The 24,386-nt window shown below is 41.6% G+C and carries 18 protein-coding genes and 2 tRNA genes; 4 read left to right on the forward strand and 16 right to left on the reverse strand.

Features of this window, described 5'->3' with window-relative positions:
• Positions 1-24: 24 nt before the first annotated feature.
• From VSQ61_RS03505 to VSQ61_RS03515, 3 genes are read right to left on the reverse strand one after another with little or no spacing between them, the layout of a single operon-like run.
• Entirely contained in the window at positions 25-1,419 is a 1,395-nt protein-coding gene (locus VSQ61_RS03505; RefSeq protein ID WP_334343050.1) for an MBOAT family O-acyltransferase, read from the reverse strand.
• A 60-nt stretch (positions 1,420-1,479) separates the two neighbouring features.
• Entirely contained in the window at positions 1,480-1,965 is a 486-nt protein-coding gene (locus VSQ61_RS03510; RefSeq protein WP_334343051.1) for a DUF4358 domain-containing protein, read from the reverse strand.
• Complete coding sequence (locus VSQ61_RS03515; protein WP_334343052.1) at positions 1,966-2,751, reverse strand: GDSL-type esterase/lipase family protein; 786 nt, start codon at positions 2,749-2,751, stop codon at positions 1,966-1,968.
• Positions 2,752-3,150: 399 nt separating this feature from the next.
• Here VSQ61_RS03515 and htpG point away from each other — a divergent pair, with 399 nt between their 5' ends.
• On the forward strand, positions 3,151-5,208 hold the full coding sequence (gene htpG / locus VSQ61_RS03520) for a molecular chaperone HtpG (RefSeq protein ID WP_334343053.1): 2,058 nt from the start codon (positions 3,151-3,153) through the stop codon (positions 5,206-5,208).
• Between the two features lie 214 nt (positions 5,209-5,422).
• On the opposite strand, the gene VSQ61_RS03525 is transcribed toward htpG, so the two are convergent.
• The 7 genes from VSQ61_RS03525 to VSQ61_RS03555 all read right to left on the reverse strand — a co-directional run bounded on the left by VSQ61_RS03525 (position 5,423) and on the right by VSQ61_RS03555 (position 13,429).
• Positions 5,423-5,956: a PIN domain-containing protein gene (locus VSQ61_RS03525; RefSeq protein ID WP_334343054.1), complete on the reverse strand. Its 534-nt coding sequence runs from the start codon at positions 5,954-5,956 to the stop codon at positions 5,423-5,425.
• Positions 5,953-6,705, reverse strand: a complete 753-nt coding sequence (locus tag VSQ61_RS03530; protein ID WP_334343055.1) for an ImmA/IrrE family metallo-endopeptidase — start codon at positions 6,703-6,705, stop codon at positions 5,953-5,955. Before VSQ61_RS03530 ends, VSQ61_RS03525 begins: the two co-directional genes overlap by 4 nt.
• Entirely contained in the window at positions 6,695-7,048 is a 354-nt protein-coding gene (locus VSQ61_RS03535; RefSeq protein ID WP_334343056.1) for a helix-turn-helix domain-containing protein, read from the reverse strand. Before VSQ61_RS03535 ends, VSQ61_RS03530 begins: the two co-directional genes overlap by 11 nt.
• A 642-nt stretch (positions 7,049-7,690) precedes the next feature.
• Positions 7,691-9,019 (reverse strand): AAA family ATPase, encoded by a 1,329-nt coding sequence (locus tag VSQ61_RS03540; RefSeq protein WP_334343057.1) that lies wholly within the window; start codon positions 9,017-9,019, stop codon positions 7,691-7,693.
• A gap of 286 nt (positions 9,020-9,305) precedes the next feature.
• Positions 9,306-10,793 (reverse strand): xylulokinase, encoded by a 1,488-nt coding sequence (xylB, locus tag VSQ61_RS03545; RefSeq protein ID WP_334343058.1) that lies wholly within the window; start codon positions 10,791-10,793, stop codon positions 9,306-9,308.
• Between the two features lie 161 nt (positions 10,794-10,954).
• Positions 10,955-12,922 (reverse strand): SUV3 family DEAD/DEAH box RNA helicase, encoded by a 1,968-nt coding sequence (locus VSQ61_RS03550; RefSeq protein WP_334343059.1) that lies wholly within the window; start codon positions 12,920-12,922, stop codon positions 10,955-10,957.
• 39 nt (positions 12,923-12,961) lie between these two features.
• Complete coding sequence (locus VSQ61_RS03555; RefSeq protein WP_334343060.1) at positions 12,962-13,429, reverse strand: VOC family protein; 468 nt, start codon at positions 13,427-13,429, stop codon at positions 12,962-12,964.
• A 241-nt stretch (positions 13,430-13,670) separates the two neighbouring features.
• Between VSQ61_RS03555 and VSQ61_RS03560 the strand changes: the two genes are divergently transcribed.
• Together VSQ61_RS03560 and VSQ61_RS03565 are read left to right on the forward strand one after the other, a co-directional pair.
• On the forward strand, positions 13,671-14,249 hold the full coding sequence (locus VSQ61_RS03560; RefSeq protein ID WP_334343061.1) for a TetR/AcrR family transcriptional regulator: 579 nt from the start codon (positions 13,671-13,673) through the stop codon (positions 14,247-14,249).
• The gene (locus VSQ61_RS03565) at positions 14,242-14,775 is read left to right on the forward strand and encodes a flavodoxin domain-containing protein (RefSeq protein WP_334343062.1); all 534 of its coding nucleotides are present in this window, start codon (positions 14,242-14,244) and stop codon (positions 14,773-14,775) included. The genes VSQ61_RS03560 and VSQ61_RS03565 overlap by 8 nt, the downstream gene beginning before the upstream one ends.
• Before the next feature lie 118 nt (positions 14,776-14,893).
• Here the strand turns inward: VSQ61_RS03565 and VSQ61_RS03570 are convergent.
• Positions 14,894-14,976, reverse strand: a tRNA-Leu gene (locus VSQ61_RS03570).
• A gap of 154 nt (positions 14,977-15,130) precedes the next feature.
• Between VSQ61_RS03570 and VSQ61_RS03575 the strand changes: the two genes are divergently transcribed.
• Positions 15,131-15,214: transfer RNA gene (locus VSQ61_RS03575), tRNA-Leu, on the forward strand.
• A gap of 5 nt (positions 15,215-15,219) precedes the next feature.
• On the opposite strand, the gene VSQ61_RS03580 is transcribed toward VSQ61_RS03575, so the two are convergent.
• The 5 genes from VSQ61_RS03580 to VSQ61_RS03600 form a co-directional block, all read right to left on the reverse strand.
• Positions 15,220-16,671, reverse strand: a complete 1,452-nt coding sequence (locus VSQ61_RS03580; RefSeq protein WP_334343063.1) for a tyrosine-type recombinase/integrase — start codon at positions 16,669-16,671, stop codon at positions 15,220-15,222.
• A 128-nt stretch (positions 16,672-16,799) separates the two neighbouring features.
• Positions 16,800-17,060 carry a hypothetical protein gene (locus VSQ61_RS03585; protein ID WP_334343064.1) on the reverse strand — a complete coding sequence of 87 codons (261 nt, stop codon included), beginning with the start codon at positions 17,058-17,060 and terminating at the stop codon, positions 16,800-16,802.
• Between the two features lie 32 nt (positions 17,061-17,092).
• Positions 17,093-17,323, reverse strand: a complete 231-nt coding sequence (locus tag VSQ61_RS03590) for a hypothetical protein (RefSeq protein ID WP_334343065.1) — start codon at positions 17,321-17,323, stop codon at positions 17,093-17,095.
• Positions 17,324-17,395: 72 nt separating this feature from the next.
• Positions 17,396-23,659, reverse strand: a complete 6,264-nt coding sequence (locus VSQ61_RS03595; protein WP_334343066.1) for a phage tail tape measure protein — start codon at positions 23,657-23,659, stop codon at positions 17,396-17,398.
• An 89-nt stretch (positions 23,660-23,748) separates the two neighbouring features.
• Positions 23,749-24,363 carry a hypothetical protein gene (locus VSQ61_RS03600; RefSeq protein ID WP_334343067.1) on the reverse strand — a complete coding sequence of 205 codons (615 nt, stop codon included), beginning with the start codon at positions 24,361-24,363 and terminating at the stop codon, positions 23,749-23,751.
• Positions 24,364-24,386 lie beyond the last annotated feature (23 nt).

Genomic DNA, 24,386 nt, shown 5'->3' on the forward strand with positions numbered 1-24,386 from the left:
CCTCTTCCAGAGCCTCCTAAAATCCTAAAACCGAAAATACAAAAACGGATTATACGTATCGTGAATCAAATATGCCACAGCCACAAAAAAAATTCCCATATGCACCAGAAGAAACAGCGGCGTCCATGTATTTGGTTTCTCCATATTCTTTCCGGTTATCCGGGAAGCTGCCGGAGTGGCAAATACCCAGGAGAACCAGAATAAAACCAGACTTGTCAGAAGATAATACATTCCTGCATCGTCCGTAATCCCTGTCACTCCCATCCCAAACATAGCCCTCAAATATTCCAAGGCCCCTGCCAGGGTTGGACTGAAAAAGAATACCCAGCCCACAAGAATAAGCAGCATCGCATAAATCGTCCCTATAATCGGAATCCGTTCTGTTACACGATGCAAAAGATATTTTTCCACAATGAGAAGCGCCCCGTAGTAGATGCCCCACACTACGAAATTCCAGCTTGCTCCATGCCAGAGTCCTGTCAGCGCCCACACAAGCAGTAAATTGCAGATATGGCGCAGGATTCCTACCCGGTTGCCTCCCAAGGGAATATACACATATTCCCGAAACCAGGATCCCAGAGAAATATGCCATCTGCGCCAAAACTCCGTGATGCTTCTGGCACAGTATGGATGGGAAAAATTCTCCTTCAGTTCAAAACCGAACATTTTCCCAAGGCCAATGGCCATATCCGAATATCCGCTGAAATCGTAATAGATCTGAAAGGTATAGGCAAATGCCCCCACCCACGCAGAAAGCACCGATAAAGAGGGAAGGGCCGTCACCGCCTCATGGACAACACCCAGATTATTGGCCAGCAGAACCTTTTTTGCCAGTCCCCAGATAAAATACTGAACGCCCTGTCCAAATCTGTCTATGGACTCTTCCCTATTCTTTAACTGCGCATCAATATCTGCATACTGAACAATAGGTCCTGCCACCAACTGAGGAAACATGGAAATATACAATCCAAAAGAAAGAATATTTCTCTGATGCTGCGCTTTCCCCCGATATACATCGATCAGATAGGAGAGAGACTGAAAGGTATAAAAGGACAATCCAATAGGAAGCGGAAGGGAAATCTTTGGAAGCATCCATCCTGTCAATGCCTGAATATTCTCCGCCAAAAATCCGTAATATTTGAAAAATCCCAAAATCAGCAGGTTTACCAGTACGCCAAAAAACAGACTGCCGCCCGCCCTTCGCTTCCTACCCTTCTTTCGGGCAATATCAATCCCCATCACATAATTAAACAAAATGCTGTACAGCATCAAAAACAAATATACAGGTTCTCCCCATGCATAGAAAAAGAGACTTGCCAACAGCAAAATCCCATTGCGCATTCGGTGAGGCGCCAGATAATACACTCCAATTGTCACCGGAAGAAATGAAAATATGAAAAAAATACTGCTAAAAACCACGACTTGCTGCCTTTCCTTAAGGTTTTTCGTATGCTTACCCCGTCAGCACATTCGTACATTTCACTCATGCAGTCCCTTTACAAATCCGGCCTTCACAGCCTCCGCATTTTCCGAAATTACAAAAAGCACGAAAGGGTCTGACTCCCTCATCACATATTTCTCAATCAACTGCACCTGTTCCGGGCCGTAACCCTCAAAATTATTCTTCTGTGTTTCCACCCGCTTCTCTATCGCCTGACAGATGTGCGTAACCTGCCCGGCCTCGGCTGCTTCTACCAAAAGCAGCTCCTCCACATCCATATTATCCTGAGCTGTATAAAGAACCCATGCTTTCAGCTCTCCGGAATTTAACCCATAGAGCCTTCTGAGAAGCTGCTCGTCCCCCTGCTGCATATGGGCCAAATCCAGATTTGTTTCCACTTCTGCTTCCAGCATGCTAAAGTCCGGGTTCCATGCACTTCCCCGAATCAGTCCGGCAAGCATTACAACTAACAGCCCCATTAAAAATACCTTAGCCAGCTTTAGTAACATATCCCATCTGTTCATCTATAATCCTGCCGTTTCCTCCATCCGATTCAGCCATAAGGGATAAAACTGTGCTTTCAGATGTATGGCATCCTTCTGATACCATTCCTCCCTGCCCTCCAGCAGATCTTTGCTGTCAATAAATGTAAGTCCTAATTCCTCACACATTTTTTTAAGGGCCTCATTAAACTCATCCACATATCCCAGCTCTGCTTTCTCTTCCACCGCTTCCGGCAATATGGGGAGAATCCCATTGATATAAATGGGAAGCTTTGGAAACTGTTCCCGTATCTCCTTAATCCGCTCCCTGTAATGCTCGGTAAAACGTTCGCTGTCTCCCCTGCAATACTCCAGGTCATTAAGCCCTATGGCCAAAAAAAGCTGTGCAGGCATCAAATCCAGAGCCTTTTGTATCTCTTCCCCTGCGGAATCTGCACGCAGTCCCTTCTCAGCTATCACCGAATCCGCCTCCAAAAACTGGTAATCCAAAAATCCCTCTGCCACGGAATCTCCTACAATCACAGCAGCGCCAAGGCGTCTTCGAAGGCTTTGCTTATCCATAGGCTTTTCTTCCTCAGGCTTCGATTCTAAAAGCTCCTGCTTAAGTGCCTGTGCTTCCTCCTGTTCCCGAACCAGAAGCGCCTGCTCAATCGCTCCCACGTCAGCCTGTTCCTTTTCCCGGATCCAGTCCACAGCCGGAAAATCCTCCTGTCCCTCCATGCGGCTCTGCTCCAGATTTAATATATATCCAGCTATAAGGGCCACTGCCAAAAGCAGATACAGAGCTCCTTTCCTACTCTGCCTCACCCTGTTATCCTCCTGTTCTATTTCTCTATTTCCGGTTCTATTTCAATATTGCGCCCTCTGTGCCCTCCTAAGAGCGCTGTCATAATTATATTCCATTTCAAATACGCCCTTTTTCAGGCTTCTACAGCATTCGCATTTTATTTCATTTTTTCGCTGTTAATCTATATCATATCACCTACCAATAAGCAAATCCAGAGGATTTCTATTAATTTTTTCATAAATTATCAGCCGTTTATTTTAACTTCCGGTTTTTACCAACTTTAGAAAAATTTTAGAAAGTTTATAGAAATTTGTTAGCACTCACTTCTATGGAGTGCTAATTTTCTATTGACTTTTTATTTCCCTCATATTACAATATGTCTCAGAATACGAAAACAAATACAAAAGGAGTGAACATTTATGGCTGAAATGCATGGAAGTCTTTCCATTAACAGCGAAAATATTTTTCCGATTATTAAGAAATGGCTCTACTCGGATCATGACATTTTCTTCCGTGAGCTGGTATCCAATGGCTGTGACGCTATTACAAAGCTAAAGAAGCTGGAATTGATGGGTGAATACAGCTACCCGGATGATTTCAAGAACAGCATTCGGGTGATTGTAAATCCGGAAGAGAAGACTTTGAAGTTCATCGATACCGGCCTTGGCATGACCGCCGATGAGGTGCAGGAGTACATCAACCAGATTGCCTTCTCCGGCGCTACCGACTTTTTGGAAAAGTATAAGGACAAGACCAACGAGGATCAGATCATCGGTCACTTCGGACTGGGCTTCTATTCTGCATTCATGGTTGCGGATGAAGTTCACATTGACACCCTCTCCTACCAGAAGGATGCTGCGCCTGTACATTGGGAGTGTGACGGCGGCACCGAGTATCAGATGTCCGAGGGAAGCCGCACAGAAGTTGGTACAGAGATTACCCTATTCTTAAATGAAGAGAGCTTAGAGTTTGCCAACGAATATCGTGCCCGTGAGGTTATTAATAAATACTGCTCCTTTATGCCCGTAGAAATTTTCCTGGAAAAAGCAAATGCAGAGCAGGAATATGAGACCATTGACGAGACGGATCTGAAGGATGACGATGTAGTAGTGGAGCACATCCATGAGGAAGCCAAGACCGAGGAAGTGGAGAATGAGGACGGCACCAAGGAGACCAAAGAGATCTCTCCGGCACGGGATAGGGTGAAGATCAACAAGCGTCCTGTCTCCTTAAGCGATACCTCTCCTTTGTGGACAAAGCATCCCAATGAGTGTACCAAAGAAGAGTATTTGGAATTTTACCGGAAGGTATTTATGGACTATAAGGAGCCCCTGTTCTGGATTCATCTGAACATGGACTATCCTTTTAACCTGAAGGGCATCCTGTACTTCCCCAAGATCAATACGGAGTATGATTCCATTGAGGGAACGATTAAGCTGTACAATAATCAGGTATTTATTGCCGATAACATTAAAGAAGTTATTCCGGAATTTCTTATGCTCTTAAAAGGTGTCATTGACTGTCCGGATCTGCCTCTCAATGTTTCCAGAAGCGCTCTGCAGAATGACGGCTTTGTAAAGAAGATCTCCGATTATATTACGAAGAAGGTGGCTGACAAGCTCACCGGCATGTGCAAGACCGAGCGTGAAGACTATGAGAAATACTGGGACGACATCAATCCCTTTATTAAGTTCGGCTGCTTAAAGGATGACAAATTCTGTGAAAAGATGATGGATTACCTGCTGTTCAAGGATCTTGACGGCAAGTATCAGACTATCAAGGATCTGGTTCCGGAGGAAGAGACACCGGAGGTTGATGTGGTGGAGAATCCCGATGAGACCAGTGAGGACAATGCCGAGGAAAAAGAGCCGGAAAAGACAACCATCTTCTATGTGACTGACGAGGTTCAGCAGAGCCAGTATATCAATCTGTTCAAGGAAGAAGGCAAGAATGCCGTTATTCTGAAGCACAACATTGATTCTCCCTTTATCTCTCATTTGGAAATGAAGAATGAGCATGTGAAGTTCCAGAGAATTGATGCGGATCTGACGGAGGATTTTGTAGAAACCGTATCTGAAGAGGAATTGAAGGAAACCGCTGATTCCTTAACCGAGATTTTCCGCAAGGCTCTGAACAACGAGAAGCTGGATGTGAAGGTAGAGAAGATCAAGAATGAGAGCATTTCCTCCATGATCACCCTCTCCGAGGAAAGCCGCCGGATGCAGGAAATGATGAAGATGTACAATATGTACGGCATGGACCCGAATATGTTCGGAGGCGGAGGGGAGACCCTGGTGCTCAATGCCAACAATCAACTGGTACAGTACATCTTAAAGAACAGAGATTCCGAGCATGTGAACATGTTCTGTGAGCAGCTCTACGATCTGGCCCTTATCAGCCATAAGCCCCTGGCTCCGGAGGCTATGACGAAGTTTATTGCCCGGAGCAATGAGATTATGATGCTTTTGGCGAAATAAGCAAAGCTGCCTTCTTTGGACTTTGGAGGGCAAATGGCAAATGTCATGATTAAAAAGTGTTAAAGGAAGCCTTCAAGCTTCCGGTGTGCTTTCGCATCGGGGACTTGAAGGCTTCTTTATTTTTTAGCAAACGAAGTCTGCCATGTATAAATTTGCATTTGCGGGGGACCTGCAGATACACTTTAAAACGGGCAAAGCTTGTCCGCTGAAAGTCTTAAATTTTTAATTTGAGATAATCTGTAAAAGATTTTGCTCCCAATTTTCTGCGTTTGGCAAGCATTTGAGCCCAGATATCATTCCCCTCATCCTCTGTTATAAACCCTCTTTGAAATGCATCTGTCAGAATATCTCCGGTAGTCATATGCCTGTGACCAAATTCTGTTATATATCCCTGAATGTCTCGCAGATTATTGCTTGCAACAATACCATCATACTGTTTTGCCAGAGAAATAGCTGCCGCTTCTCCATTTCCGATTATCCTTTGTCCTTTTTTCGGCTCTTCTGTCAGTTCATAATATGTAGCATACTCTTTGGAATAAACATCCATTTCCTGTATCAACACCTGCTTCTGTTTTATCAGTGTATCTACACGTGCTTTTAAATGGGGAATTCCGGGACGGCAAAGCTCCCGATAGACCGGCTTAGGTATTATAACCCTTTCCGGATACAGCTTTGGTAATAAGCTCTCATTTCGTACCCATAAAAAAGCGCAGAGACAATCGGTATCAAAGAAAAGAGGCTCTGTCAATCGTATCCGCCTCCCTCCGCTTCCTCACCAAAAACAATGTCTTCCCGAAAAGCATCCAGTAAAAGCTCTTCATATTTACCATTCGAAATCTTATCTGTCTCCAAGAGACGCTCCGCCTGACAGATATAGTGTCCGAACACCTGCATTCTTTTCTCATTTGAAGAAGGCTTATACAGGGATACGTCAAAACCCAGCCTTGATGCCAGAGCAATAATTCCTGACTGCATGGAAGCGGCCTGACCAGCGGAAAGGCTCCCATCCTCCTGCAGGCGAATGAGTGTTGCTTGATGGCTCATACCAAAGTGCTGCTCCAGCCGAATTATCTCGCGAATAGATAAGCTATGGTTATCGGACCCTTTATACCTCTGCACAGCTTCATACAGGGCAGCCGGAGGCATCAGAAAATAAGATGCAAACAGATCTGCCTTCTTTTCCTCCTCATTTCCGCTTCCTATTTTGCTTGAGCAGATTGTTGAGGTCCTTTTCTCGTCAAAATAATAATGATACAGCTCATGAGCCAGCGTATACCGCTGCCTTCCTATGGACATTCCCGAATGAATGGCAATCAAAGAGGAATGTTCACTTCGGAAACAGGCTCCGCTTATGTTCTTGCCAAGAGGATAAAATACCAGTGTCAACCCTTCAATCCCTTGAGCGAGTGTAAATATATCTACAGGAGAAGCCTCGTCTTCCCCCAGTCTTTTCCGAATACTGGATGCCTTGCTGCTGAGTTCTATCTTATCTATCATCCGATCCCCCTTCCGCAAGCCGATCCATCCGAAACTGGTTCAAAGCAAGCCTGTTGATCACAGCAATTGCACGCAAATCTTCGCTGTCCATAGCTGTTGTCCGAAAAGCAATTGTATACGCCGGCGTCACCGGATCTGATGACAGGAATGCGGAAACAGGGCAGCAGAACAATTCCGCAAGCTGATTCAATCCGTCAGAATGAATGGAGCGTTCTCCCTTTTCAAATTTGGAAATCAGACTTTGATCAACGGACAAATAATCTGCTACCTGCTTTTGTGTTAAGTTGGCCTTTTCACGCAGCTCTTTTATCTTTGGCCCAATATTGGAAACATCAGCGTTCATATAAAGTCCTCCTGCCTTAAAGTTCCGTAATCAGTATCCTGATGCTTTTCATCTAACTTTATTATACTCCATTTTGTCATAAAGTAAATAATTTTTCCGCAATAAAATATGACAGACCTTATAAAAGAAATTCAGCTGCCAGGCATTAGCTGATATTCACAGTGATTCTAAGCTCATCATAGCGCATGCAGAACGGATATGCAATCTACGGAAAGCAGAGTGCTGTTTTTTGTGATACAATGGGAATTTTTATAGCAGCAAAGATGTTAAATGATTATAATGATTTATGAAGACACTCAAAAGAAAATTTTAAAATACAAATTTTTTTACAAATTCTGTCTCAAAAAAATTCTCTGTATAGACATAAACATCCTTAAAAAGATAATCTTTCAGTCTCTGCATAAAAGGAGGTGTATAATTCTGCTTTAATAAAACCTGGGCTTTCACTAGATTATACAGATTTGGATTCTTTTCACTGCTGCATACTAATATGTAATGTACATGTTCTTCCGCAAATCTTATTGGATTTTGCATTCTATGCCGTCATTATTCAAAGAAACCTCATGAAGCGTTGAATCGCTAGGCATAGATATATCATATTCTGATAAATACCTCATTACCACATCTTTAAAAATTTCAAAATTAGTCATTTTCCTCCGATTCCATTTCATATCTGATTTTGTCAAGCAGCATGCTTGGAGTTACCAGCTGCCTGTATATCTTATCTAATGAAGCTGTAACGTCCTTAAAAACAGCAAGTCCCTGGTCCAAATCGGCTAAATAAAATCTGCATTTTGAAAACAGATCATATTTTTTGGAATACAATTCAATAGCCTCCAAAAAATCTCTGCTATGGGTAGTCACTACAATACTTAAATCAAATTTCTTTTCAAGAAGCACAATAAGTTCCGCATACGCCAGCTGCCATTCCGGATGAAGGTGTATCTCCGGTTCATCCAAAATCAATACATCCTTTTCCTTTAAAATACCTTTCTCCAACAATAGCTTCAAAAGCACAAAGGACTTAAGGCCTGCTGAAAGATTTTCAAAATAGACAGGTTCTTTAAACTGATAAGAATTCAACTCCCACTGACCACTCTGCTCAGAAATCTGCCCTTCTGTAACATGCTCTAAAATATCGTAAATCTCTTTTAAACTCTCTTTTGCATTAACCGCCTCAAAGATCCCCGCCATAATATTATCTTTTGTTTCATTTAAACGGCTTAATAATTGTCCACGCATACTTTGTGTTGCATAAACCCGAAAATAACCTGACATATCATCCAGAATAAAGGGATCATCAACCAAAAAGGCTTCATGCAGAATATGATAATCCGCCTTCCAGTCTATACATTGATTTCCCTGGAACCGTATTTCCAAATCTTTCTCTTTTATTGTCAAAGAAACCCTTGCATTTCCATTGGTTTCCTTCAGACATTGTATCTGTGTATCAAATAACAGATTAAAGAAGCGCTCGATTAACTCCATTGCCACTTTATCATCATCATTCACTTTTCTTGATACAATTTTATCATAAGAATTCTCGACTAATTCCGCAATATCATCTTCCGGCAGGATGAGCTTATACTTTTTAAAAGACCGCTCCACTAACTGCCGGTACAATGCTTTACTAAATTTATCCCTGTCTGTTTCTGCCAGCAAACCGCTTACTTCATTGGTGATTTTTCCTAAAATAGCCTGCCTGATTGATCCGGAGAAATGGGGCATTTTTATATTGTTCATATTGTGTGCCACTGCATTCCCTATATATTCCCTGCATATTATCTGTATCTCTTCTCTTCTGCGTTCTTCAATCTTCGAATCAATTTGATATAAACAATTAAATGTGGAATAAAGTACCTTTCCAATGGTACTTTTCCCTGTATTATTCTCTCCTGCAATAACTGTAATTCCGTCAATCACAATATCAGCATGTTTTACTTTTGCGAAATTATCAATTTTTAATCTCATAGAGCATTCCTTCTTGTTCTGCCTCAAAATCAGTCCTTTATTGTATTCCTTATTCTATCCTACTTTTTCCAAAAAACAACGCCAATTCCTCAAATGTCGTTTTCTGTTGAGGCTTTCTTACTCTTTATTGCAAAACAAATTATTTTACAACTATCCTGCGTACACCTTTACATAGATGGATACTCTTATGCTATTACTTGCAACACAGCAATACCGGAAAACATCTGTGCAAACCGCACTGCTGCTTCCCGGCATCAAATTGGAATAAAAATTCTTCTAATTTCTTTTACAGCTTCGCCATCTTCTTATACAAAGGCAGCATACAGTGATAAGCCTCATCAAAGACAGGCAGCAGCTTCTTATAATTCTCCTGATGCTCCATGACTGGCTTCACAGTCTTCTCGAACTTTAAGAACCGCTTCACCTCTTCAAACCCGTCAAAAACGCCTACGCCCACGCCTGCGATAACGGCCGCACCGATGGCTGTGGCCTCCTCCACGCAGTCAGGCATCCGGAATTCAACATTCAGTACATCGGATAAAATCTGTGCCACCACATCTCCCTTGGCTCCGCCGCCGGTAAGACACATTTTTTCGATCTCTGCCTGCTTCCGATAGGCTTTAAGAATCAGCTCCATATTCATTGCAATTCCCTCTATCACAGCCCGCACATAATCTTTCTTGTCATGCTCCGACTTGATTCCCAGGAAGGCTCCGCTGGTATCCGGATTCCACCGCGGACTGCGCTCACCCAGAAGGTAGGGCAGGAATATGAGATTTTTGGCTCCTACAGGGGATTTTTCTATCAGCTTGTTCAGCTCATCATAGGATGCTCCGTCACACAAAGCCCGACGAATGTAGGAATAGGAGCTTCCCGCTGCCTGCATAGCGCCGCAGGGCATGTACTTCCCGGGAATCACATGGGCAAAGCAGAACAAAGTCTGGTCCTCGTCTATAAATGGGTCTGTGGTCGTTCCCCCGATCCAGGCAGAGGTTCCGAAGGTGAGATAGAATTCCCCATCCTTGATGCATGCTGCGCCTACTGCCGAACAGGGACCGTCTCCTCCTCCGCAGACTACAGGAGTTCCTGCCGGGAGCCCTATCTCGCCTGCCACCCGATCCTCTATATAACCTGCAATATCTGTGGATTTCTTAAGCTTTGGAAGCTTGTCTTTGTCAATTCCTGCCGCCTTTAGAATCTCCTCTGACCATTCCAGCTTTCTTAAGTCAAGTGCGTTGGTTCCGGAAGCGTCGGAATAATCTGTTACAAACTTTCCCGTGGCCCGGGCGATGATATAATCCTTGGCCTGGAGCATTTTATAGGTCTTCTTGTACACTTCCGGTTCATTCTTTTTCAGCCACATGAGCTTTTCGATGCTGTAGCTGGGGCTTACCCGATGACCGGTGATCTGGTACATCCTTTTTGCTCCAATCTCTTTTTCCAGAAGCTCTGCCTCTTTTACGGCCCTCTGGTCTGCCCAGATAATGGCATCTCGCAGGGGTACGCCGTTCTTGTCCACTACCAGGCAGCCCTGCATCTGGGCGCTGAAGGACATGGCTGCCACTCTGCCCGGATCCTCTCCCTCCAGTACGGCCTTGGTAGCGTCACATACCGCATCCCACCAGTTTTCCGGATCCTGCTCTGCGTAGTTTCCGTTGAAAAAATGCACGTCGTAAGGTACGGTGAAGCTGCGGATCTGCCGTCCTTTTGTGGTAAACAAGGTTGCTTTGTCTCCGGATGTTCCCAAATCATGGGCTATAAGTAATTTTTCCAAGGTAATTCTCTCCTTTCCTGTCTCTGCAATATTTTCCTTTCTGTGTTCGCTTGAAATAATTTGCCCCTCAGTGCTGTTCAAATTCTTATTTACTATGAAAGATCCTTTTCTGCGTAGCAGAAAACTAAGTTCAGGGATGCCCCATGCGCCATTACAGACTTTTATTTATTGCAGTGCGCCAATGGAGCGCATGTGGGTTTCCTATGAAAGCAGCGATCACACACCTGAAAGGGCGTTCCCAGGGGCAATAGCTTCCCGCAGTACCGGCAACGGGCAATATAATTCGTCTTCCCTTTGGTTAAGTACTTCATAATCATCATTTCCGTGCGGTTTCGCTCTTCGTTCAACCAGTCTTCTTCAATAACCTTCTGCATGCGGTGGGAGAACTGGTAGTAAAGGTCCAGCTGCTTATAGTAGGTCTCGTATTGCTGGATGCCTTTTCGCTTTCCGTATTCCAGCTTTGGACGTTCCAGTGAAACGTCTGCCGTATAGTCTTTGCAGTAGGAAAGCCAGAGGGCGACTACTTTTCTGTCTTTGATGTCTATGGGACAGGTGATCATTCGGTATAGGGTGCGTTTGTCCTCAAAGCCGTCTATCTGGGATTTCCATTTCTGAGCCTGATCGTAGAGAGCCAGGGCCTCATCAATGTTCTCTTTTACAAAAGGAGCTGACGGAGTTACGGAATGCCAGATTTTCAGGATTTCGTCTAAAGGACCGTCTATGTCTAAGAGAAGCTGCGGGAAACCTAAGTTTACTTCTTCTATGGGCTGTTCCTCAGCTTCGAAATGCTCCCGAATGAACTCCAGCTCTTCTTCCCCCATGGCGTTTACATAACCCACGTTGTAGATACCGAAGCGGCCTGCACGGCCTGCGATTTGGCGTACCTCCGATATGGTCAGCGGGCGTCTTCCAATGCCGTCAAATTTTTCCGCCTGTAGAAATACGATTCTTCGGACAGGAAGGTTTAAGCCCATTCCAATGGCGTCTGTGGCTACTACTACGGTGGTTTTCCCCTGATTGAACAGGTGCATTTGGCGGCGGCGGATCTCCGGCGGAAGGCTGCCGTAGATAACGCTGGCATCTACGCCCTGTTCCTCTAAGCGGCCTGCCACATCCAAAACGGATTTCTTGGAAAATACAATGAGGGCGTCTCCCGGCTGTACATCCTCCGGAAATGCAAAGGGCTTTTCTTCACAGATAAGGGCTGTCTTTCGCTCATAGCGTTCTATCTCATAATCATCACCACAGAGCTCAATCAAATGAATCATGGCCAGCTCGGCTGCGGGGCTCATGCAGATATGAATTTCGTTTGCCTTTAGCCCCAGGATAGCTTTTGTCCAGGAATGTCCCCGATCCGGATCCGTTACCATCTGAGCCTCATCTATCACAGCGATATCATAGGCTTCGTCAAAATCTGCCATCTCTATGGTGGAGGCTGTGATTCGGCTGTTTTCCTCCTCTATGCACTCCTGTCCGGTCAGCATGGTGCAGGGAACGCCGTAAGTGCGGATCTGCTCGTAAACCTCCAGAGCAAGGAGACGTAAGGGGCCGAGATAAACGCCCTTTTCTGCCGTTCTCAAGCGTTCCAGGGATTGAAAGGTCTTACCGCTGTTCGTTGGACCGATGTGAAGGATAAAATGACGGTGCATCTGCCTTACCTCCGGGAATTCCATTTCCGGACGGGAGGGTACCAGCTCCACTATCTTATTTTTTACTTTGTATTGACGGAACTTGGGGTATAAGGTGAAAAGGTTCTCCATGCAGACGGCTCCCGGAAGCTTTCGCCTGAGAAATGCAAGAAATTCGCCGTCTATCCGCTCTCGCTGTTCCTTCAGCAATAGCCCCAAGTCCAGATCGACCAGCTTGGGAATCAGCTCTGCATTGATGGTAAGGGTTAGATCCTCTCTCTTTTTCCGGTATGCAAAAAGTGCCATATTTTTGATCTGCCGGTGATAATCCTCCAGATTTTGAAAGGGAATTTTGGAGGGCCTGGCTCTTCTAAGAGATTTTTGCAGATTCTTCATACGCCCGGAAGCATCTGCATATTTGGGAACCTTTTTCCCTTTCTTCCTGCTCTCTGTCTCATATTGTTCCGTGTAAAATTGTATTAATTTTTTTCGACTGAGCATATCTGCCTTTCTCCGTATCTTATTATGATTCACAATTTCTTACTCCGCACCGCAGATTCCTCTCACCTGTTCTATAGGAAGTTGGGTTTTCTTTGATACCTCCTCTAGGGACATACCTGCTTTATGGAATCTCTTTGCAACAAATTCCATGGCCTCTCCTATTTCAATAACATGTCCGTCCGGATCGTAGATTCGAACCACACGCTGTCCCCAATCATGTTCCATAAGTCGATTCAGGTACCGGACAGGCTCCTGATATGCGTCCAGCTTTTTTATAAAATCATCCATATTATTTTCTTCAAAATACAGCTCCGTATCACTGTCCCCCCAAACAACCTTCTTCTTAACCAACCGCTCCCAGATACCTCTGTCCTGCAGTACCAGTCCTTCCGTCAAAATCACATTGCTGCCGAAATCAGTCAGGGTTCTAAGGCCAAAGAGATCCTGATAGAATTTTTTAGAACGCTCTATATCTTCTACTACAATTAAAACATTTTTTAGTCTCATTCCGCATACTCGCTTTCTTCCTGCCTTCTCGTGTTCTTCTCTATTTTATAGAAATTGACATGGGAATGCAAGTTTCTATTTTACTTCTTAAGATTTTCAAGTCTAAATGCCGGTTCTTTTCGTCGATTTTTTGTTCTGTTGCATGATTCTTCGGATTTATGTTGACAGCCTTTATGCTACGATATATAATTTATTTATATAAATCATTTATATAAATAAATTACTTTTCAAGGAGGCTAAAATGCCAAAGCAAAGAATTACCCGGGAAATAGTTGTAAATGCTGCCTTTGAACTGGCTCGTACCGGAGGGATGGATCATGTTCTGGTTAAAACCATTGCCGAACGGCTGGGGTGCTCTGTCCAGCCTATTTACAGCTACTGCAAAAATATGGACGAACTGCGCCGAGATATTGAGCGTCAGGCCAAGGCCTATATTCAAGATTATCTGGCTGCTCACATTGACAAGGAGGACTTATTTCGCAGCACCGGCCAGGCATATATTCAGATCGCCAAGAAGGAGCCACACTTATTTCGGATGTTTATACTGCAGCAAAGGGAGGGAATTTCTTCTCTAAAAGAGCTGTATCAGGCAGAAACCCGTCCTGAAATTGCCCCGTCCATTGCCGGGAGCTTTGGTATTTCCCTGGCTGAGGCCCGGCAGCTTCACTTAAATATGCTCATCTATACCATTGGCCTTGGTACTATCTTTTCTGTTTCCACACCGGGAATTTCGGCGGAAGAGATTTTCAGCCTGCAGGAAGGTGCTTGTCAGGCATTTTTAAACCAGTTACTGATAAATGGAGGGATGGAGAATGAGTAAGAGCATATTAATCCTGTATAAGAGCAAGACAGGATTTACGAAAAAGTATGCGGACATGATTGCGGAGGAAACAGGCGGTACGGCAATGGATTTCAAGGAGGGAACACCTGAACTTTTATCTTCTTTTGACAGGGTTCTCCTTGGAAGCAGAATGCATGCCGGCCGAATCGAAGGTTTGCCAAAGGTGCGGAGGTTGTTTCTAAAAAGCAGTGTCCGGCTCTCGGCCCTCTTTGTGACAGGCGCTATGCCGAACACGGAAAGGAAAACGATTGAGGAAATGTGGAAGAACAATCTGAACCGGGAAGAATTGTCTTTCCTTCCCCATTTTTATTTGCAAAGCGGATTATGCTATGAGAAAATGAATTTTACGGATAAGGCTATGATGAAAGTGTTTTCTTTTATGCTGAAAAGGAAAAATAACAAAACTCCGGATGAAATTGGTTTTGCTGAGGCGATTGCCCATTCTTATGATATCTCTTCGAGGGAATATCTTGGACCTTTGTTAAAACATCTTTCTGAAAACTAAATCATGAAAGACTATGAGAAGCCTTCCGGGATTTAGCACTTGGAGGGGTGTAAGCAACTGTAAGCAAATCTTTTGAGACAAAAATAAAGGAAGCCTTGATTTTACCGGCTTCCTTCTATGCAGGAGATGGGACTTGAACCCACACAGCCTTGCGACTACAGGCACCTGAAGCCTGCGCGTCTGCCATTCCGCCACTCCTGCGAACAAATAATATTCTATCGAATTTGAGATAAAATGTCAACACCTTTTTTTAATTTTTTGACATTTTTTTGTAAATTTAGTACTTGACTTTTTTCTCCGGAAATGATAGTATAATTAAGCGCCTTGTAATAAGAGCTTCAACACAAGGGGATTTGCGGAAGTGTCGGAACTGGCAGACGAGCAAGACTAAGGATCTTGTGGCATTCGTGCCGTGTGGGTTCAAGTCCCATCTTCCGCAGTAGTTTAGAGGACTGAAAACGTTGATTTTTCAAGGTTTTCGGTTCTTTTTCTTTTTGTGAACGGAATAACATTTTGGTCACTTTGAGCACTTTTTTCATAATTTAGAGATTCTAAAGCATTTAATACCTTGTTGTCCGTCTCCGTGCTGTCCTCAATATTATAGATATAATGTTTTAGGGTTGTTGATTCATCCGCATGACCTAGCATATCTTTTACAATGCTGAGATTAACGCCATTATGCAATAGTGTTGATGCATATGTCTTTCTAATCTTATGCATTGTCTTTACCGGGATCCCTATATGCTCACAGCCTCTTTTTATTTGTGCGTCTATTGCGTCCGGTGTAAGGCAATTATTATCTTTAACAAACAGAAAATCTTCATATTGATAGCCAAATTTCTCATTGATCATCTCTATCCTTTTGATAATCCTTTTTGCCTTATCGGTTAAAGGAAGCCATCTGTCGCCGTCTTCTGATTTTGTATAATCCACAACATGGAATCCCATACTTTTAATATTATTGAGATCACTTGTATCAAATTCTTCTACTAGCTGCTTATGTATATGAATTCTGTTATTAACAATATCTGTTTTGCTAATTGCAAGGATTTCTCCCTTTCTGGTACCCAACTCAAAATCAAGCATAACAGCCAATGGTGCTGTATTTGATGGGTTATTTTTCAATCTTCGTTCCATCTCATCAATAAGCATTTCTTTTTCGTTAGTTTGAAAAACCTCTTTTGTACTCGGCTTTTTGCTACTGCTGGCAAACTTTTTCTTATTGACTTTGATACGATAAGGATTCTTCTCTATATATTCAGCATCTACAGCATATTCCAATGTCTGTTTCAAGATTCCGCACATATTATAAAATGCTTTCTTTTTCAAATTGTATTTTCCTAATACTCCATTGAAGAAATCGTCAATATTAATTTTGGTAAGATTCTTTACTGGTATAGCTATAAACTCTTTCTCAGGCTTATAAAATCTTTCCCAATCTGCCATCATTCGCTTAATCGTACCACTATTAACCTCATTTGCCTTGTGCTTCATAAACTCATAAAACATACTTTCTATTGACCAATCCTTTGATTGCGTTGCTTTCGTATGTTCGCTCTGCATAGAAATATAAAAATCACAAATGATATCTTCTAAATCTCTCCTCCTTTTTCTCTTAATTTTCTTACGATTATTCGGCTTAGAATCATCTGGCAGATAACTATACCACACATCTTCTTTATCGCTATGCCATATTGAATAATTATGCCGTTTTAATATCTCCTCTCTCTTTTTCATTTCAATTTGTTCTTGCACATATGTTAAATCAATCATACCGTTTTCTAATATATATTTCAACAAATCATTTGTATTATTTTCTTTTATAAAAATCGGCCTCCAGTTCATATAAAATCTATATAAAAAGGCACCACCAAACCAGCAGTGCCCTATATTCATATCAATATTCAGTTTTCAGTCATCATCTATATATTACATGGGATGGGATATGAGCCGACTTTTAGTAGAATCATATCCTCATTTTTGCTTTGTTATCAGTTACTTGAATCAAAATCGGGCAGGAAACCTTACTTCCCTACCACGCCACATATATGAAGCCCTTTCAAATCTCCCATCGGTTCTTTTATCCAGACTCTTTGGAACTTTTGCAATGTAACTCCAGGTATGCAGCACTTTACAGTTCTTTCACTTCCAGCACGGTCTAAAATTACATAGCCTTTCGGTTTGATTTCTTTTATTATAGATTGGTATGTACGATCACAATTAATTTCCTTTTTGCCAACAGCATATTTGATTGTCTTAAGAATTTCATCTGCTATGTTCATCATTTTATCATTATACTCCTTAAAACTTTTATAACTTATTCCGCATAAAATATATCATATAAAACGTCCGCAATAACACGGCTGCATTCTTTCTCTATTTCTGCTCCATATACTGCCATTGCATTTACAATTGCAATGTTAAAATCAGATACATCTTTAATAGAATCCAATACATGTTTTGTCATGTTATCAAGATTATCTTCAGCAACCTTTACAGTAATTTTATATGCTAATTCTTCCAATTGTTCTTTTGTTAATTGCTTCATTATATTTTGTCTCCTATTCTAAAACCTGAAACTCAGTTATTTTGTAACTAAGCTCCAGGTGTATTTTAAAAATTAATCAAATACCTGATATTTCTTAATTCTTAATGACTGCAAATCCCTCATTAATGTTTCAGCCGCAGTTGAATTTGTTACATTTGGCATTGTAATATGGAATTCATTGTTAATATTAGGTTGAATATTCTTATTATTAGTTATAACATTCCCAGCGTTCAACTGATTAATGAACTTATCTACCTCTTTATTACGTTCATTCATCATGCTGGTTACAGCGGCATCCAGAACGGTTTCTATGCCACTCCCCATTTTCTGTACATAAGCTTCGAATTTCTTCTGGGCTATCATGAACGGATCGTCATCTGGGAGAGGGGTAAGGATCTCGCCATTGGGTCTGGCAATTGTTCCATTCTCAAATGCTATTGCTCCGGTTGGATAAACTTTGCCTTTCATGGCAGGCTCACCATTTAAAATTTTCTTGGTCTGTTCCTCATTGAAGATAATCGTGCCTTTGGGCAAGTCACTCATTATAGGCTGATTGGTAAGTTCCGTTGTGCCATCCGGATAGAGTGTTAGTTCTGGCTGTCCATATTCGGAACGGAGAGCGTTTTTCGCTGCTTCAGACAATCCACGGTAGCCAGTTCCAGTTGCAAATGCGTTTCCTACGGTTCCCTCAGCGAATGCGCTTCCGCCTTTTGCATGGCTGTGACCGACACGTCCGTATGGTTGTGGAGTAGGATGGTTCCCTTTTCCTCCCTTTGCCCGTTCCAACATGTTTATGGCTTCAATTGCTGCAATGCACGCATTTACAATTTCTTGTACCATGGACTCAATACATTCAACAATAGATGCCGCAGTCCCGTGTATGGAATCTTGTGCCGTGATGAATGATGCCGCCCAGCCTTCTTCTCCGTTTAAAGATTCATCAATCAGCGTGCCGCCTTCCTGAATGGCACCAACAATTGTATCTGAGCCGCCGGATTCTCCCTGTTTCCCTGTTCCTTGTCCAGCACCAGCAGAAGCTCCATTATTGCCTTCAGGATCAGATGAACCTCCACTGACACCGATTATTTCAGACAAATCCGTTTGAAATTGCACCCATGTGTCAGCACATTCCTTTAGTTTCTCTTCCATTGTTGCTTTGCATGTATCAAGTGCTGTAAGTATTGGTTCAAAGAGAGCATCATATTTTGTATCATTTGAAAGACCTCCGGCTAATGGATCTCCGCTTCCTCCACCTTCTCCAAATGTTTCAGAAAGCGTAGAATTCCATATGTCAGGAATATCGCTGCATATTTCCTTGAATCTCTCTACAAATCCTGTTAATGTAGTCAGAATAACCCCATCCTCAGCAAAAGAGGATACAAAGTTATCTGAATTGACCGGAGGGATTATATAGTTGGAAACATCATTTGACAGGTTATTAAGCGCATCTGTAACACTCTGGACTTTTCCTGCTGCATTAGAAGATGAAGCTGCCATATTATCAAAGTCAGAATTTACAGCAGAAGCATCTATGCCCGAAAGACTTGAATTCAAAGAACCTGCACTGTCTGCAAGAGCATTTACCGTATTAACCGTCTCACCCAGATAACTAGGTAAGGATGCCATGCCGGACAATTCTGAAAGAGCACTCAGCACGTCGCTGTTTCCTGCGTTCAAATCAGCCAGTATGCCTATATAAGAATCACGAAGCTTATTAAACTCTTTTTCAGAACCTGCCAGAAGTTCTTCCTCATTAATTCCAAGTTCTTTAAGAACAGCCTGCATCTGTGCCTGATCAAGAAGATCTTGAAGTTCTTCAAACTTTGACTTCTGCTTTTCCAGTGCATCTATCAAAGTGTCATAATACTTCTCTGTCTGTTCAATCAGTTCATCATAGTATGCATTGCTCTTTTCTAGCATTTCCTCTAGTTCTGCGACACGGATTTCATCTTTTGCCTTTTCCACTTCGTCCCTTGCTTTTCGTGCCCCGGACATGTCATTTTCATAATGCATTCCCTTGCCTTCGCTGTACAAAAGGGCTGTCTTTTGATTCATGAGCTTTTCAAGGTTGTACTGTTTCTGCTGAAGGTCAAGCTGGCGTTCTCTTGCTTTATTAGCTTTCTCTATAGCATCAATCTCTGCCTGATAAGCAGCTTCGGCGGCATCCTTTTCCTCTTCCAATGCATCCACGGCGGCATCCTTCTCATCCTCAATGCCCTTAATTCTATCATTAATTTTAGAAATGAAATGGGCAAATACAGATTCGTAGAGTGATTTCATACCGTTAAGGTATTCTTTCTCATATTTTGCGTATTCTTCTGCATACTGCTTTTTATCTTTGAAATATTTTACATATAATGCCCTTAACCGATCCAAATACTGCTTCTCTGTAATGACTCCGGCATCTTTCAGATCCTTTAAGCCTTTCAGCTCGTCTTCAAAGGATTCCAGATATGTGTCTGCCGCTTCCTTGGCTGCTTTTGATGCACCTGATTTGCCGCCTCCAACATTGGAAAAATCAACTTTTGGTTCATAATTGATTTGGCTGGCAGATTCTTTAATTAAATTTTGTAGTTCTTCGGCTCTTGCTAATTTGGCATCCAACTGTCCCGGCGTTAATGTACCGCTTGCCACCTGCTGATATAATTGTTCCAGTTCGGTTAAATATTGGATTACTTCTCCTGTATACCCTGCATTCTCAGCCAACGTAAGTAAATTTGCAACTTCTCCGGAAGTATCCATACCCTGGAGCGCACATAATTCTTTTTGGAATGTCAGCATTGCAATGGCCTGTTCAAGATTTTCGGCAGAAACAACCTCATTAGCAAATGACCGTATCTGTTCTTCCGTGGCATCAGCTAAATCCAGCCCTTTTTCCTTCAATACATCTGTATTGCTGATTAAGGCTTCAAATGCCACAAGCTCATCATTGATTATCCCCAAATCTTCAAGGGCTGATTTCAATGTTTCAAAATCTTCTGCGCCGCTCAGTCCTGCACTTGTAATAGAGGATGCAAGCCCATCAAATGCATTTTCCACGTCTTCTTCCGTAGCTTCTGCATTATTCAACACCTGTACAAAATCCTCAAAAGCAGAATAGTCTATGGATAAACCTAATTCTGACATTTCGTCAAGCTTTGACTTTATGGAATCACATGTTGAAAGGATGTCTATGCCGTTCAGCTTGAATCCTTCATCTGTGAAAATGTCCTGCCATGCTGATTTAAGCGAATCGAAGGCTGGCTTTATTTGGGTATTTAGTTGGTCTACTGTCTGGGTGATAGATAAAGGAATACCGTTACTCTCCGAAACTGAATTTACAGTATCTTTTACCGCATCAACAGCATTCTCAACATTTACAGCCAAGCTTGAAAAATCTGTTACTAATAATTCTTTGAATTTATCCTGTAAATCAACACTTGCACCAGCAGCATCCATCATAGCTGCTTCCATGGCGTTATATTCTTCTGTTGTAACCGGAATGCTGTTATTTGCTAAATAATTAAGCTTTTTCTCCTCATACAGCTGTTGTATATAGGTATCAAGGCTTTCAGACATGGTATTGATTGCATTGTTCATATCTGAATAAATTTCTGTGTCTAACAGCCTCTCATTATCTTGTGATGCTAAAACCAGCCTTTCCCTTGCTTCTATCAATGCATTGTAAAATTCTAATGCCTCTGTTGGATTATTTGATGAAATATCCCATGATAGATTATTCCATGTACGGTTTATAGTCTCAAATTCTTTCAGAGAATCTGAAACAATATCTACTGCTTTTCGTGCTTCATCGGATAGTGCTCTTCCTTTATTATTAGAATCAACAGATATTTTTGAGCCTGCCCAATTGCTCCATATCTTTTCCTGTAACGCTTCCTCTGCTGATTTTCTTCCAATAGCGGCGGTTACTGCCTGACTTTGCAATTCCTCTTTTGTAGCTCTGGACAAAGCCTGTGCATATTCATCCGTACCGACTGTAAGTCCTTCGAGCATCTGAGCCTTGTCGCCTAAGGCTTTTGTAATGTTTTCTACCGCTGTCTTGAAAGATTCTTCCTCAGAAGTTGTCCTTGCCTGAATGGATACAAGACGGTTATATTCATTGTAGAGGTCTTTTAGGTTATTAGCCTTTTCGGATGCTGCATTTGCCGCTTCTATGTTTTTCTGGCGTGTTTCTTCTAATTGCTGGTTATATTTTGCAGTGGCGGATGTGGCAATACCAATAACTGTACTAACAGCCATGATGGCAATTCCAACAGGGTTGCTTAAAAAGGCTGCTTTTAAACTGGCACCAAGCCCTTTGACTGCTGCGGTAAAACTGAATGTGCTTGCTGTGGCTGCTCCTTGTGCTACTGTCTGCGTTTCTGTTGTTTGTATTAGTCCAAGTTGGGATAACCTTGCTTCTATCTGTTCTTTTTTTAATGTATCTAATTGTAAAATCTCAATTAATTGGGATTTCTCCAAACTTCTATTAGAAAGAACCTGTTTCAATTGTGCATCTGTCAGGTTGACACATGATGTTTTCAATGTATTTAAAGCTCTTACGTAATCAGCTGTACCTTCTGTCAAACTCTCCACTTTTTTTACAGTATCCAAAGCTTTTCCATAATTACTAATCTGTATCGTACTGTTCTTAAATGCTACTGTAAGGGTAGTTAGACCTTTCAGAACACCTAACACCACGAACCCTCTAAGTGTTCCTTCTAGGAGATTCCAGGAATTTGCAAAATCAAGTACTGCTGCTCCTGCGTTTGCTAGTCCTTTTACCGTATCACCACTGATAATACTGCTATAGGTTTCAGTCATAGCTATACCAAATCTTTTGGTTGCTGCCTCGGCACTCTCCGACCATCTTGAAAATTCTTCTTCGCTAGATCCTGCTGACTGCAATGCTTCATTATAAATTTCTACGCTGTCTGACATTGCTTTTAAAATATTAGCACCAGCTGCCGATCTATTTTTGCCGAACATTTTTTCAAGAACGTTTGCCTGTGTTGTTTCGTCCAATGTCTGATAAACTTCAGAAATATCAAGAAGCTGCTGATAATATGATTTGAAATTCTTTTCATCTACCATGATATCAACGCCTGTAAGGGACATCATTTCATCTCTCAGCTTAGAAACAGATTCTGCCAAGTCATCTACATTTTCTCCCATCTCTGCAAGTTTCTTTGCTTCATTGGATGTCTTTGATGCTCTCAGCCTCAAAGCACCAATTTTAAGAGTATTAGCCAAATATGCCGGATCATCATAATATTTATTAGCAGCAGTAATAATAGATGTTGCTTCTTCAATACTTGTATTCGCCTCAGTTAAGGTACCTGCACTAATTCGTACAGCGTTAGCAAGCGACTCAGCGTCTATTGAAAACTTATTAGATAAATTGTTGATAAGATCAATATAGGCTTCAACTTTATTTTCATATTCATTATCTGTATATCCGCCTATTTCATCAAACGAAGCCATAGCTGTTTTTATGGAAGAAATAGCAGTGTCAATATCGGTATCACCTACATTTTGCAGCCTTATTGCATACTCTGCAAGTATTTCACTGTTTTCAAGAGAATTGCCTAATTTTTTAAATTCTGTAACCGCATATAGAAGATCGTTTACATCCGTGCAAAGCACTTTTGCCTTAGAGATAGATTTATCTATGTATGCCGGAAAAGATCTTCTATCAGCCAGTTCATCACACACTTTACTTAATGATACAATTGATGCATCAAGTTCTTTTGCTTCTGTCCAGGCATTGCGCAGCTGAGCTGCAAACTGCATTATAATTCCATGTCCGCCAAAAAGCTGTAATATCTTTGAGAACCCATTCTTTAATGCATCCGTCATTGTCAAGCCGCTGTTCCCTGTAATCTTTAATTCTGAACGGAACGCTCCTAATTCTGTTCTTAAAATACTCAATTCCGTTGTATTGGAGGCTAGTTCTACACTGTCAAGCAAAGAATCATATTTCATAGTCATATCAGCATCTTTGAACAGTCTGCTATTTTGCTGCGCTAACAGCTTAATATCCTTCACCAGCTTATCTTTCTTAACTGAAAAGCTGACTTCAACAGGTTTTGCATCCATCTGCTTTTGTGCCTGTTGTGCTGCCTGCCGTACTGATGAATTAATACCTTTGCCATCAATTTTTCCTGTTAAATTTACCGTGCCATTTAAAGATGCTAAATCCTGCTTTACCTGGGATTTTGTTTTAGATTTATTAAGCGTACCAATCAAAGGGAGTTTAAAATCTCCAAGATTTTTAAGATCCTCTTTGATCTGCTTTTTGGATTCAGATTTCTTCAGCATAGCAATTAGATCAAGTATAAAATTATTTTGTGCCATGTATTACATACTCCTTTAAATATATTTTTGCATTCAAAAAGACAGTCTTAAGACTGCCCTTTTGTGTTTCATTATTCAGTTTTCTTTTTCTACTGCTCTTCTAGTAATTCCCTAAAAAATTCATCAGCTATTTTGCCTTGGTCTAAAATATCCCGCCATTTTTTGTTTTGCGTATTACATTTCGTGTTACAAGTCAAAATTTCAAATGATTCCTTATTCGCAAACCTTAGTCTAATAATTAATTCTGCAATTTCAGATGTACGTGTCACTGTTTCTGAATCTGCTGCTCCCACAACCGCTCCTGTTGTTCCAAAAAGTATAGCCCCTTTAAGTGCTTTATTCTTATTACTTATTGTATGTGTTTGTGTACTGGATGCTATGACCATTTCATAATCTATTAAGTCAGAATAATCAATCTCATATGATTTAAAACCAAATCTAATAACGAGTATTTTTTTCTGTGTGGTGTCAAAATATAAATGTGCATCCACAATCTTTAATTCCTTGTCTGCATTCATGCCCATATATTCATACCAACAATGATAAATACCATCTTCTTTTTTGAATAGTCCAACTCTTTTGGGTTCTCGGATTACTTCACACTTAAAATCATCTTTATTGAATCCTGTATAATCACTTGCAGCAATTAATGCTTCGTTTTTACTACTTGCAGTCCATTGATTTATTTCATATAATTTGATCATAGTTTGTCTCCTATACTTAATCA

Source organism: Candidatus Merdisoma sp. JLR.KK006, assembly GCF_036941035.1.
In the GTDB taxonomy this organism is placed as follows: domain Bacteria; phylum Bacillota; class Clostridia; order Lachnospirales; family Lachnospiraceae; genus Laedolimicola.